The sequence below is a fragment of the Nonomuraea maheshkhaliensis genome, from assembly GCF_039529435.1.
Taxonomy (GTDB): Bacteria; Actinomycetota; Actinomycetes; order Streptosporangiales; family Streptosporangiaceae; genus Nonomuraea; species Nonomuraea maheshkhaliensis.
Genome location: NZ_BAAAMU010000204.1, coordinates 1 through 12716, shown reverse-complemented (window position 1 = coordinate 12716; position 12716 = coordinate 1). Strand labels below are relative to the sequence as shown.

The 12716-nt window shown below is 70.5% G+C and carries 9 protein-coding genes; 4 read left to right on the top strand and 5 right to left on the bottom strand.

The features are described from left to right. Both ABFX54_RS54040 and ABFX54_RS54035 read right to left on the bottom strand, forming a co-directional pair. The coding region (locus ABFX54_RS54040; RefSeq protein ID WP_346115134.1) for a helix-turn-helix domain-containing protein at positions 1-183 on the bottom strand (183 nt) is incomplete at its 3' end. 62 nt (positions 184-245) lie between these two features. Then, positions 246-1418 (bottom strand): ROK family transcriptional regulator, encoded by a 1173-nt coding sequence (locus ABFX54_RS54035; protein WP_346115133.1) that lies wholly within the window; start codon positions 1416-1418, stop codon positions 246-248. 115 nt (positions 1419-1533) lie between these two features. Between ABFX54_RS54035 and ABFX54_RS54030 the strand changes: the two genes are divergently transcribed. From ABFX54_RS54030 to ABFX54_RS54015, 4 genes are read left to right on the top strand one after another with little or no spacing between them, the layout of a single operon-like run. Beyond that, on the top strand, positions 1534-3630 hold the full coding sequence (locus ABFX54_RS54030) for an alpha-galactosidase (RefSeq protein ID WP_346115132.1): 2097 nt from the start codon (positions 1534-1536) through the stop codon (positions 3628-3630). Between the two features lie 3 nt (positions 3631-3633). After that, positions 3634-4590 carry an acetylxylan esterase gene (locus ABFX54_RS54025; protein ID WP_346115131.1) on the top strand — a complete coding sequence of 319 codons (957 nt, stop codon included), beginning with the start codon at positions 3634-3636 and terminating at the stop codon, positions 4588-4590. 8 nt (positions 4591-4598) lie between these two features. After that, positions 4599-6881, top strand: coding sequence for a glycosyl hydrolase family 95 catalytic domain-containing protein (locus ABFX54_RS54020; RefSeq protein ID WP_346115130.1), 2283 nt, complete (start codon positions 4599-4601; stop codon positions 6879-6881). Continuing rightward, a complete protein-coding gene (locus tag ABFX54_RS54015) occupies positions 6856-8598 on the top strand; it encodes a right-handed parallel beta-helix repeat-containing protein (RefSeq protein ID WP_346115129.1) in 1743 nt (580 codons plus the stop codon). The genes ABFX54_RS54020 and ABFX54_RS54015 overlap by 26 nt, the downstream gene beginning before the upstream one ends. Positions 8599-8632: 34 nt before the next feature. Here the strand turns inward: ABFX54_RS54015 and ABFX54_RS54010 are convergent, their stop codons facing one another. From ABFX54_RS54010 to ABFX54_RS54000, 3 genes are read right to left on the bottom strand one after another with little or no spacing between them, the layout of a single operon-like run. Next, the gene (locus ABFX54_RS54010; RefSeq protein WP_346115128.1) at positions 8633-10306 is read right to left on the bottom strand and encodes a type 2 periplasmic-binding domain-containing protein; all 1674 of its coding nucleotides are present in this window, start codon (positions 10304-10306) and stop codon (positions 8633-8635) included. Between the two features lie 26 nt (positions 10307-10332). Further along, the gene (locus ABFX54_RS54005; RefSeq protein WP_346115127.1) at positions 10333-11265 is read right to left on the bottom strand and encodes a carbohydrate ABC transporter permease; all 933 of its coding nucleotides are present in this window, start codon (positions 11263-11265) and stop codon (positions 10333-10335) included. Continuing rightward, positions 11262-12260 (bottom strand): ABC transporter permease, encoded by a 999-nt coding sequence (locus ABFX54_RS54000; protein WP_346115126.1) that lies wholly within the window; start codon positions 12258-12260, stop codon positions 11262-11264. The genes ABFX54_RS54005 and ABFX54_RS54000 overlap by 4 nt, the downstream gene beginning before the upstream one ends. Positions 12261-12716: the final 456 nt, after the last annotated feature.

Here is a 12716-nt window from a genome sequence, read left to right as displayed (position 1 = left end):
CGCGGTGCTGCGCGGCAGCCCGGTCCGCTGCACGAGACCCGCCAGCGACAGGACGTGGTGCCCGGCGTCGAAGGCGCGCAGCACGGCGAAGGCCCGGTCGATCACCGCCTCGCCCGCTTTCTGGGACGGCGCGGGTGTCCCCGGCGCGGAGGCCGTCTTGGGCGGATCTGATGCCGGCACCACGGCCAAGAGCCTGGACGCTGACCGGCCCGCTCCGATCTGCGTCTTGACCGACGCCGTCTCGGTCAGGAGGCCACGAGCGCCTGGATGCTGACGGTGGCCGCCCCGCGCGCCCACTCCTCGAACGGCAGGGGGCGGATGGACAGCGGGCAGTCGGCGGCGGTGCCGAACGCCTGGCGCTGGAAGCCGGCCCGGATGTGCGGCTCGAACAGGTCGTAGGCCGCCAGGCCCTCGCCGGAGACCACGATCCGGGCCGGGCCGACCAGGTTCGCGACCGCGGCGATGCCGGAGCCGATCGCGTCGCCGGCCCGGGCGAAGACGGCGCCGACCGGGGCGTCGCCGTCGCGGGCCAGCGCCACCGCGTCCTCGAAGGTGAGCTCGGGCCGGCCGGTGGCCGCCCGGGCCTGCCGGACGATGGCGTCGGCGTCGGCGATGGCCTCGACGCAGCCGCGGCTCCCGCAGTGGCAGGCCGGGCCGTTCACGTCGATGCCGATGTGGCCGATCTCGCCGGCCACGCCGTGTGAGCCGGAGACGAGGCGGCCGCCGACGACCAGGCCGCAGCCTATGCCCGCGCCGACGGTCACGAGGGCGAACGACTCGGCGCCGATGCCCTCGCCGAACCAGTGCTCGGCGGTGGTCAGCGCCTTGACGTCGTTCTCCACGGTGACGGTGAGGCCGGTGAGCTTCTCCGCCCGTTCGCGCAGGGTCAGGTCGTGCCAGCGCAGGAACGGCGAGTACCGCACCAGGCCGGTGGAGCGGTCGACGTCGCCCGAGACGGCCAGCCCGAGCCGGCGGGTGCGGGCCCGGTAGCCGCCGGGGATGTCGAGCGAGCCGGGACGGTCGAGCAGTTCGTCGACGAACTCGCCCAGCTCGGTGAGGACGTAGTCGACGTCGGGCGCCGACAGCCGCCGGTGGGCCGAGGTGCGGACCTCGGCGCGAAGGTCGCAGACCACGCCGATCAGCTCATCACCGGTGATCTTCACGCCCACGAAGAACTCGCGGTCGGCCCGGATCGCCAGCGGGCTGGCCGGACGCCCGGCGCCCGGCCCGGTCCGCTCGGTCGCGGCCAGCTCCTCCAGATAGCCCGTCTCGATGAGCGGACGCGCCGCCTTGGTGACGGCCGCGGAGGACAGGCCGAGCCGGCGGGCGAGGGCGACACGGCTCAGCGGGCCCTCGGTCAGCACGGTGGTGAACACCGCCGTGACTGCGGGCGCGACGGCGTCAGCCTCAGGAAACATGACCGAAATCTAGGCTCAATAATTTCCTTCGTCAAGTATTGATTTGGCCGCGAGCGCGGACCTACGCTCGCTGCACTCCCCGCCCATGCTCCCATGATCATCACCGAGGAACCAGATGCCCCCTTTGCTGTACGAGCCCCGCCGGCGCCTGTGGCTGCTGCGGACCCCGTCCACGTCGTACGCCGTCCGGATCGACGAGGACGACGTCGTGCGGCACGTGCACTGGGGTGCGGACCTGACCATGGCGCAGGCTCTGGAGCTGGCCGAGCGCACCCCGGCGGCGGGCAGCAGCTTCGACGCCGTGGGCGGGGCGGAGGAGCTGGCCGTGGAGGGCGGCGCCCGCTTCGGGCCGCCCGGCCTCCAGGTGCGCTTCGCCGACGGCACGCGCGGCGTCGAGTGGCGTTACGCCGGCCACGACGCCGATGACGGTTGTCTGAGCATCCACCTGGACGACCGGCACTACCCGCTGCGGGTCACCCTGCACTACCGGGTGCACGAGGACAGCGACGTGATCGAACGGTGGACCACCGTCGAGAACCGCGACGAGCGACTGCCGATCACGGTGCAGCGCTGCGACAGCGCGGCGTGGACCCTGCCCTGCCGGGGCGGCTACCGGGTGAGCCACCTGGTCGGCGGCTGGAACAGCGAGTTCCGGCTGCGCCGGTCCGAGGTCGCCACCGCAGAGACGGTCTTCACCAGCCGGCGCGGCATGACCAGCCACCACGCCAACCCCTGGCTGGCCTTCGACGACGGCACGGCCGGCGAGGAGCACGGCGAGGTGTGGAGCACCGCGCTGGCCTGGAGCGGAAGCTGGCGGATCACCCTGCACCGCGACCCGGCCGGCCGCACGACGTGGACCGGCGGCCACGGTCACGAGGGGCTCACCTGGTCGCTCGCGCCCGGCGAGACCCTCAGCACGCCGGTCTTCGCCGGCCTGTTCACCACCGGCGGGTTCGGCGCGGCCAGCCGGGCCTGGCACGCGTACGTCGCCCGGCACGTGCTCCGGCACCCCGGGGAGCTGCGGCCGGTGCTCTACAACTCGTGGGAGGCGACGGGTTTCGACGTCGACGAGGCGGGCCAGATGGCGCTGGCCGCGCGGGCGGCGCGGATCGGCGTCGAGCTGTTCGTGATGGACGACGGCTGGTTCGGCCGGCGCGACGGCGAGCACGCCGGCCTCGGCGACTGGACGCCCAACCCGGACCGCTTCCCCCATGGCCTGCGGCCGCTCTCCGCCGAGGTGCACCGGCTCGGCATGCGGTTCGGGCTGTGGGTCGAGCCGGAGATGGTCAACCCCGACAGCGACCTCTACCGGGCGCATCCGGACTGGGTTCTGCACATGCCCAACCGCGGACGCACCGAGCTGCGGAACCAGCTCGTGCTCAACCTCGCCCGGCCGGACACCGCCGCCTGGGCCCACGCCTGGCTCGACCGGCTGGTGACGGAGCACGACATCGACTTTCTCAAATGGGACGCCAACCGGCCGTTCACCGAGGCCGGCTGGCCCGGCCACGCCGACCCCGACCGGTTGTGGATCGAGCACACGCGGTCGGTCTACGAGATCATGGATCGGCTGCACGCCGATCACCCCGGTCTGCGCATCGAGGCGTGCTCCGGCGGCGGCGGGCGCGCCGACCTGGGCATCCTCGCCCGCACCGACCAGATCTGGACCTCGGACAACACCGACCCCGTCGACCGGATCGCCATCCAGCACGGCTTCAGCCAGCTCTTCCCGGCCCAGGTCATGGGCGCGTGGGTGACCGACAGCCCGAACGTGGCCACCGCCAGGCAGACCCCGCTGCGCTTCCGGTTCCACGTCGCCATGGCCGGGGCGCTGGGTGTCGGCGGCGACCTCACCACGTGGACCGAGGACGAGCTCAAGGAGGCCGCCGAGCTGATCGCCACCTACAAGCGCGTCCGGCCGGCGGTCCAGCACGGCACGGCGTACCGGCTCACCGGGGAGGGCGCCCTGACGGCGGTGGGATACGCCCACGCGGACCGGTTCGTGGTGCTCGCCTGGTGCCCGTCGCGCCCGTACGGCCATCAGCCCGGCCCGCTGAGGCTGACCGCGCTCGACCCCCGCGCCACCTACCGGGATCCGGACACCGGCGCCACCTACTCCGGAGCCGTCCTCGTGCGCTCCGGCCTCCCCCTCCACCTGCCCGAGGGCGACCACGCCAGCGTCCTCGTCCAGCTCGACCGCATCGAGGACTGACCCATGGCCATGTTCGACCTTCCCCTCGACCAGCTGCGCGACTACCGCCCGGCCCTCGACCAGCCGGACGACTTCGACGCCTTCTGGTCCCGCACGCTCACCGCCGCCCGTGAGCACGACCTGGCGGCCCAGCTGACGCCGTACGACGCGCTGCTGCCCGGGGTGCGCGTCCGCGACGTGCGCTTCAGCGGCCACGACGGGCAGCGGGTGGCCGCCTGGCTGCTGGAGCCCGCCATCGGCGACCGGCCGCTGCCGTGCGTCGTGCAGTTCATCGGGTACGGCGGCGGGCGCGGGCGTCCGCACGAATGGCTGCTCTGGCCGGCCGCCGGCTACGCCGTGCTCGTGGTGGACTCCCGCGGCCAGGGCGACGGCGACACCCCCGACCTGCCCGGCGACGGCACGCCCCACCACAACGGCCTGATGACCCGCGGCGTGCTCGACCCCGAGCAGTACTACTACCGCCGGCTGTTCACCGACGCGGTGCGCGCGGTGGACCTCGCGGTCACCCTGCCCGCCGTGGACCCGGGCCGCGTCGTGGTGGCCGGCGCGAGCCAGGGCGGCGGCATCGCGCAGGCGGTGGCCGGCCTGCACCGCCAGGTCCGGGCCGCGCTGATCGACGTGCCGTTCCTGACCCATTTCCGGCGGGCCACCGAGATCACCGACTCGTACCCGTACCAGGAGCTGTCGAACTTCTGCGCGGCCAACCGGGACCGGGTCGAGCAGGTCTTCCACACCCTGGGCTACTTCGACGGCGTGAACTTCGCCGCCAGGGCCACCGCGCCGGCGTTGTACTCCGTGGGCCTCATGGACGACGTGTGCCCGCCGTCCACGGTCTACGCCGCCTACAACCACTACGCGGGGCCGAAGCGGATGCAGGTCTGGCCGTACAACCGGCACGAGGGCGGCGGGACGTTCCAGGCGCCGGTCCAGCTGCCCTGGCTGCGCGACCAGCTGGCATGAGGAGTGCGATGTCTTCCACCGTTCTGTACTACGACCGCCCGGCCGAGCGCTGGTTCGACGCGTTGCCGATCGGCAACGGCCGGCTCGGCGGCATGGTCTACGGGGGTGTGGACGCCGAGAGCGTCCGGCTGTCGGAGTCGACCGCGTGGTCGGGGGCGCCCTCGGCCACCGGCGTGAGCCCCACCGCGCTCGGCGCGTTGCCGGACGTGCGGCGGCTGCTGTTCGAAGGCCGGCCGGCCGAGGCCCAGCGGCTGGCCGAGGAGCACCTGCTCGGCCGGCCGGCGACGTTCGGCACCAACCTGCCGCTCCCCCGGCTGCGGCTGGATCTCGGCGGCGGCGCGTTCCGCGGCTACCGTCGCCGGCTGGACCTCGACGACGGTCTCGTCCTGGTCGAGTACGAACAGGACGGCGTCCATCACGTACGGGAGGCCCTCGCCTCCCATCCCCACGGGGTCATCGCGCTGCGCCTGACGGCCGATCGTCCCGGCGCGGTCGGCTTCACGGCCGCCCTGGACGACGGCGTGTTCCCCGGCGAGGGCACGTTGACCGCGCCCGGCGTCGCCTTCAGGGGCCGAGCGGTCGAGTCGCTGCACAGCGACGGCACCCAGGGCGCCACCGTCGAGATCCGGGTCCGGATCGAGGCCGAGGGCGGAACGCTGCGCCGCGACGCCGAGACGGTCACCGTCACCGGCGCGGACGCGGCCGTCGTGTGGGTCGCGGCCGGCACGGACTGGGCCGGCGCCGACCCGGCCGGCCAGGCGGAGCGGCTGATCGCCGCCGCCGTCGAGGCCGGCTACGACGCGGTGCGCGGCGCGCACATCGACGACCACCGCCGGCTGATGGGCCGGGTGTCGATCGACCTCGGCGCGCCGGTCGACCTGCCCACCGACGTCCGCAGGGAGCGCCTGGCCCGCGGCGAGCGCGACGACGACCTGATCGCCCTGTACTTCCAGTACGGCCGCTATCTCACCATCGCCGGCTCCCGGGAGGACTCGCCCCTGCCGCTCGCCTTGCAGGGCGTGTGGAACGACGGGCTGGCCAGCACCTCGGGCTGGAGCGACGACTTCCACCTCGACATCAACACCCAGCAGAACTACTGGGCCGCCGAACCGGCCAACCTGGCCGAATGCCAGCTCCCGCTGGTCCGCTTCCTCCAGCGGCTCGCCGAGCACGGCCGCGACACCGCCAAGGCGATGTACGGCGCGGACGGCTGGGTCGCGCACACGGTCACCAACGCCTGGGGCTACACCGCGCCCGGCGCCGGCATGGGCTGGGGCCTGAACGTCACCGGCGGCGCCTGGCTCGCCCTGCACCTGTGGGAGCACTACGAGTACCAGCCGGACGAGGAGTACCTCCGCGAGGTCTACCCGGTGTTCCGTGACGCCGCGAAGTTCCTGCTCTCCTACCTGGTGCCCCATCCGGTCCACGGCTGGCTCGTGGCCGGCCCCTCCGACTCGCCGGAGAACTGGTACCTGGCACCGGACGGCACCCAGTGCTCGATCGCGATGGGCAACACCGCCGACCGCGTCTTCGCCGAGGCGATCCTGCGGATCTGCGGCCAGGCCGCCGCCATCCTGGACCTCGACCCCGACCTGCGCGAGCGCGTCGCCGCCGCCAGGGAGAGGTTGTCGCCGTTCCAGATCGGCCGGCACGGTCAGCTGCGGGAGTGGCTGGAGGACGCCGAGGAGGCGGTTCCCGCCCACCGGCACACCTCACACCTGTGCGCGCTGTTCCCCGAGCGGCAGATCACGCCGCGTCGCACGCCCGAGCTCGCCCGTGCCGCCGAGGTCGTCCTGGAACGCCGTCAGCGGGCGCCGGGCTGGGAGCAGACCGAGTGGGTGGAGGCCAACTTCGCCGCCTTCCACGCCCGTCTGCTCGACGGCGACCAGGCGCTGACCCACCTCACCAAGCTGATCACGGACGCCAGCGAGGCGAACCTGCTCAGCTACTCCGTCGGCGGCATCGCCGGCGCCGAGCAGAACATCTACTCCTTCGACGGCAACGCGGGCGGCACCGCCGCGATCGCCGAGATGCTGCTGCAGTCCGACGGCGAGGAGGTCGAGCTGCTGCCGGCGCTGCCGTCCGCCTGGCGCGACGGCTCGGTCAGCGGGCTGCGCGCCCGGGGCGGCTTCACGGTCGCCGTGTCCTGGCGCGACGGGCGGTTGCACGAGGCCCGGATCCAGTGTGACGAGGCGGCGCGCACCCGCGTCCGCTATCGCGACGCCGTCATCGACATCGCCTGCCATCCGGGGGAAGGACTCGTTCTTGAGGAGCACCACTTCACGACCTGATCACGGCGCGTCGCCGCTGGTGGTGGAGGTGACCGCGTTCGGCGCCGACCCGACCGGCCGGGCCGACTCGGCCCCGGCGGTCGCCGCGGCGCTGCGGCACGCCAGGACCCTCCGCGGTCCCGTCGCGATCGTGTTCGCCGGCGGCACGTACCAGCTCTACCCCGAGTATGCCGGGCTCCGTGAGCTGTACGTGTCCAACACCGTCGGCGCCGATCAGCGTTACCGGGACAAGCGGATCGGGCTGCTCGTCGAGGACATGAGCGACGTCACGATCGACGGCCGCGGCGCCAGACTGATCTATCACGGACTGCAGACGGCGTTCGCGGCCATCCGTTCGGCGAACGTGACGTTCACGAATCTCTCCATCGACTACGCCGCCCCGAAGGTGATCGACGCGACGGTCGCCGCGGCCGGCGTCACCGGCGGGCGGGCCTGGCGCGTCCTGTCCCTCCCGCCCGGCACCCGCTACCGCGTGGACGGCGCCCACATCACCTGGCTCGGCGAGACGAGCCCGGCGAGCGGGCAGCCCTACTGGTCGGGCGTGGACGGCCTGGCGTACACGCAGATCCACGACCCCGCGGCGCAGCGGACCTGGCGGGGGGACAACCCGCTGTTCACCGGCGTCGCCGCGATCACCGACCTGGGCGCGGGCCGGATCCGCATCGACTACGCGAGCGCGACGCCACCCGCCGACGCGGGCCTGGTCTACCAGATGCGGCTCATCGAACGCCTGCACCCGGGAGCGTTCATCTGGGAGTCGCGAAATGTCGTGATGCGCTCGATGAACGTGCACTACCTCCAGGAGTTCGGCGTCGTGGGGCAGTTCAGCGAGGACATCACGATCGACCAGGTCACCTTCGCACCGGACCCCGCGTCCGGCCGGACGTCGTCGTCGTTCGCCGACCACGTCAACCTGTCCGGGGTCAAGGGCAAGGTCACCATCACCGGCTGCGCCTTCGACGGGCCGCACGACGATCCGATCAACGTGCACGGGACCTACCTGGAGGTGACCGGCCAGCCGGAGCCGGGCATGCTCACCCTCGCCTACAAGCACCCCGAGACGGCCGGATTCCCCCAGTTCTACCCCGGTGACCAGGTGCGCTTCATCGACAGGCGCACGATGGCCCCGCTCCCCGGCCCGCCCGCGACCGTCATCGCGGTGGACGGGCCGAGCGGCACGGACCACGCCCGGCCGCTGACCACGATGACGGTGACGTTCGACCGCCCGGTGCCCGACGGCGTGGCGGCCGGCGGCACGGTGACGGAGAACCTCACCTACACACCGGAGGTCGTCGTCTCCGGCAACGTCTTCCGCAACGTGCCGACCCGCGGCGTGCTGGTGACCACGCCGAAGCCGGTGCTGATCAGCGGCAACCGGTTCGACGGCATGTCGATGGCGAGCGTCCTCATCTCCGCCGACGCCTCCTCGTGGTACGAGTCCGGCGCGGTCACCGACGTGACCATCAGGGGGAACACCTTCACCCGGCCCGCCGGTCCCGTCATCCTCGTGGAGCCGACCAACGAGGTCCCCGCCGAGGTGCACCACGGCATCTCGGTCGAGGACAACACGTTCGACCTCGGCTCCGACGTGACCGTGGCCGACGTCAAGGGCGTGCGCGGATTCCGCTTCACCGGCAACGTCGTACGCCGCCCGGACGGGCCCGAGCGGCCGCTGTGCGTCTTCCACGACAGCTCCGGCATCATGATCGACGCATGAGGGGAGTCCCGGCCGGGCCGGGACTCCCCTCACGTCAGCTGCTGGGCTTGTTCTTGTCGTACGCCTGCTGGTAGAGCTCCAGGTAGCGCTTCATGCCGAGCCCGTCCAGGCCCTTGACCCAGGCGTCCCACTCGGTGTCGATGTTCTTCGCCCCGGTGACGAACGCCAACTGGCCCTGGCTGACGTAGCTGTCGAGGTTGGTCTTCAGAGTGGCCAGCTCGGAGACCACGCCCGGGTCGGTCCAGACCTGCGCCTCGGGGAAGACCTTGGCCTTGTCCACGTGCGGCTCGTACACCTGCGTCGCCTGGAACAGCCGCCGTTCGAGACCCGCCTCGGAGTAGATGTCCTCCGGCACCGCCTGGGCGTTACGCAGCGGGAGCGGGAGGTGGTACTGGCCCATGGATTCCCAGGCGATGTTCTTCGGGGTGCCGGTCAGGTTCTTCCAGACGGGCTTCGCCTTCGTGTCGAGGGCCACGTCGTCGGGGCCGGGCTTGACCCAGCCGACCCCTTCGGGGCCGGAGTTGGCGATGATCGCGCCCTCGTCGGTGTACATGTAGTCGAGCATCTTGATCGCCGCGACGCGCGCCTCCATGCTCGACTTGTTGGTCAGCATGAAGGTGTAGCCGATCGAGGTCGGGTTGTTGTACGCGGTGAGGCTCGTGCCGTCGGGGCCGGTCAGCGGCGGCGCGGCGTCGTACTGCTCGTCGCGGCCGTCCTTGGAGCCGAGTTGGACGAAGATGCCGGGCCACAGCACGGGCGAGGAGCCGATGCGGACCGCGTCCGGGTCGTTGCCGACGGCCTGCAGCGCCTCGGCGTTCTGGGTGAAGGAGGCCTGGTCGATCAGGCCTTCCTCGTAGAGCGACTTGATGTACTTCAGGCCCTCGCGCCACTGGGGCTTGTCGACGGACGTGGTCACCTTGCCGCCTTCGAGCTGGAGCAGCGACGGGACGCCGTTGCCGGCGCCGTACGGGGCGTAGGCGAACGCGCCCATCAGGTAGCCGATCAGCGTGCTGTTCTGCTTGTCGGTGGTCATCGGGACCTCGTCGGCCTTGCCGTTGCCGTTCGGGTCCTTCGTCTTGAACGCCCGCAGCACCTCGCGCAGTTCCTCGGTCGTCTTCGGCATCTCCAGCTTGAGCTTCTTCAGCCACGCGGAGTTGATCCACAACTTGTTGGGGTAGGTGCAGTGGTAGCAGTCGGACCACTGCGGCAGCGCGTAGATGTGCCCGTCCGGCGCGGTCGACATCGCCTTGAGCACGCTGTTGGAGTCGAGCGCCTTCTGGATGTTCGGCGCGTGCTGCTTGATCAGGTCCTCCAGCGGCATCGCGACACCCTGCTTGCCGAGCTTCTGCAGCTCGGGCTTGGTGAACGCGTCCACGTAGGGGATCAGCAGGAACAGGTCAGGGTAGTCGCCGCTCGAGATCGCGATCTGGCGCTTCTCCTTGGCCGCCGCGCCGTCCATCGTGGTGGACTGCCACTGGAACTTGATCTTGAACTTGTCACTGAGCAGGGCCGTGGTCTGGTTGGTGTCGAGCTTCATGTCGGGGTTGGCCGCCGCCATGACCGAGACGACGACCTTGTCGCCCTCCATCTTCGCCTTCGGGGCGCTGTCCGTGCTGCTCTGGTTCCCGCCGGAGGAGCAGCCCGCCGCGAGCAACGCCGCGGCGGCCACGACTGCGGCGATCCTGTTTCCTGGTGAATGCGGCTTCATGGCACTGTTCCTTTTCTTGATTTCCTTCACCCCTTGACCGCCCCCACCATCGCGCCCTTGGTGAAGTGCCGCGCGATGAACGGGTACATCATCAGCACGGGCAGGCTGGAGACGACGATGAGCGCGTATCTGAGGACGTTGGCGAGCTGGATCTGATGCATTTGCTGGGCCAGATCCACGGCGCCCGTCCTGGGCGTGTTGAGAATGAGGATGTTGCGCAAGACGATCTGCAGCGGGAACAGATCAGGGTCTTTGAGATAGACCAGGGCGTCGAAATAGGTGTTCCACTGATAGACGGTGTACATCAGCGCGAGCACGGCCAGCAGCGGCTTCGACAGCGGCAGCACCACCGACCGCAGCGTCCTCATCCCGCTCGCCCCGTCCAGCATCGCCGCCTCGTACAGCTCGTCGGGGATCGAGTTCGCGAAGAACGTGCGGGCGATGATCACCTGCCAGACGCCGATCGCGTTGGGAATGAGCAGGGCCCAGCGCGTGTCGAGCAGCCCGACGTCCTGGACCACCATGTACGTCGGAATGAGACCGCCGGAGAACAACATCGTGAAGATGAGCAGCGTCATCAGCACATTGCGCCCGTAGAAGGATTTGCGCGACAGCGGATACGCGATGGCCACCGTCAGCGTGACGCTGATCACCGTGCCGGCGGCGGCGTAAATGAGCGAGTTGTAATATCCCTGCAGGATCTCCGCGTTGTTCAGGATGGTCCGGTACGCCTCCAGCGAGAATTCCACCGGCCAGAACCGCACCCGGCCCGCGTTGACCGCCGCCGGGCTGCTGAGCGAGCTGGCCACGATGTAGACGAGCGGCAGCAGCACGATCGCCAGCACGACCAGCAGCATGAGCCTGACGACGATGAGCACCAGCCGGTCGCCGAGCGGTTCGCGGACCTTCGACGCGGCCGGGCCGGTGCGCCGCAGCCTGGAGGTGAGCATGGTCGTCATCGCCACAGTCCTCTTCCGGTGATGCGCCTGGCCGCGAAGTTGACCACCAGCAGCAGGCAGAGATTGACCACCGAGTTGAACAGGCCCACCGCGGCGGCCATGCTGAAGTCCGCGTTGATCAGGCCGGTCTTGTAGACGTAGGTCGGGATGATCTCCGACTGCGCGAGGTTCAGGTTGTTCTGCAGCAGGTACGCCTTCTCGAACCCGATCGCCATCATGTTGCCCACGCCGAGGATCAGCATGATCACCGCTGTCGGCATGATCCCCGGCAGATCGACGTGCCGGATCCGCTGCAGCCGACCGGCCCCGTCGATCTTGGCCGCCTCGTGCAGCGCCGGGTCGATGCCGGCCAGCGCGGCCAGGTAGATGACGGCCGCGTAACCGGCGGTCTGCCAGACGTCGCTCCACACGTAGATGTGCCGGAAGGCGTCCGGCTCGCCGAGGAAGTCGATCGGGGCGACGCCGAACAGCGCGAGCACCTGGTTCACGATGCCGATCCGGGGCGAGAGCACCAGGATGATCATCGAGACCACGACCACGGTGGAGATGAAGTACGGCGCGTAGGTGACCATCTGCACGGTGCGCTTGAACCAGCCGTTGCCGATCTCGTTCAGCGCCAGCGCCAGCAGGATCGGGATCGGGAAGCTCGCCAGCACCACGTAGAAGGACAGGAGGAAGGTGTTCTTCAGCAGGTCGACGAAGACCGGGTTGCTGAACAGCCGCTCGAAGTTCTGCAGCCCGACCCAGTCGCTGTCCCACGGGCCCAGCACGGGGCTGTAGTCCTTGAACGCGATGACGTTGAAGGCCATCGGGATGTACTTGAAGATGATGAAATAGGCGACCGGCACGCTCACCAGCAGGTACAGCTGCCAGTGCAAGCGCCAGGACTTGCGCGCCTCGGACCAGCGGCCGCGCCGATGCGCCGGGGCGGCCGGGCGGGCCGGATCCTCGTTCGCGCTCGGCGAGCGGACCGGATGCGAAGTGGTGGCCGACATCAGACCGCCCGCTTCCGGGCGGATGGGCCGGTTCGCGCCGGAACCGCACCCAGGCCCGAGAACGCCACCCGAGCCGCCTGCGGGACGACGAGTCGAGGGGTACCTGACGGTGTCCTCACAGTCACACCTCCCCCATGCGGGGTGGGGTGGCGGCACCCGGCGCGCCGATTTTTAGAAACATGGCCGAAACGTAAGCCCAATAATTTCCTTCGTCAAGTATTGATTTGCCGCCCGTATCGGCCCTACGCTCGGCGGCACTCTGTGCTCGTCATCCATCCGGCGCCGAGTCCTCGCGTCTATCCGAACCGCACATCCGCACCGGCTTCGAGCGCCGGGCCTCGGGTGCCGCACCCCAGCGGTCGCCGTCCGTCTCACGCCTGCCGTTCGAGGATCGGTACTTCCACCAGGAGGTGTGACCGTGAGGTCACCGCTACGTTTCGCCGCACCTTTAGGCGG

What these genes read in the sequence shown, in the direction of transcription:
- ABFX54_RS54035 (WP_346115133.1), bottom strand. Translation starts at nt 1,418, where the DNA reads ATGTTTCCTGAGGCTGACGCCGTCGCGCCCGCAGTCACGGCGGTGTTC.
- ABFX54_RS54030 (WP_346115132.1), top strand. Translation starts at nt 1,534, where the DNA reads ATGCCCCCTTTGCTGTACGAGCCCCGCCGGCGCCTGTGGCTGCTGCGG.
- ABFX54_RS54025 (WP_346115131.1), top strand. Translation starts at nt 3,634, where the DNA reads ATGGCCATGTTCGACCTTCCCCTCGACCAGCTGCGCGACTACCGCCCG.
- ABFX54_RS54020 (WP_346115130.1), top strand. Translation starts at nt 4,599, where the DNA reads ATGTCTTCCACCGTTCTGTACTACGACCGCCCGGCCGAGCGCTGGTTC.
- ABFX54_RS54010 (WP_346115128.1), bottom strand. Translation starts at nt 10,306, where the DNA reads ATGAAGCCGCATTCACCAGGAAACAGGATCGCCGCAGTCGTGGCCGCC.
- ABFX54_RS54005 (WP_346115127.1), bottom strand. Translation starts at nt 11,265, where the DNA reads ATGACGACCATGCTCACCTCCAGGCTGCGGCGCACCGGCCCGGCCGCG.
- ABFX54_RS54000 (WP_346115126.1), bottom strand. Translation starts at nt 12,260, where the DNA reads ATGTCGGCCACCACTTCGCATCCGGTCCGCTCGCCGAGCGCGAACGAG.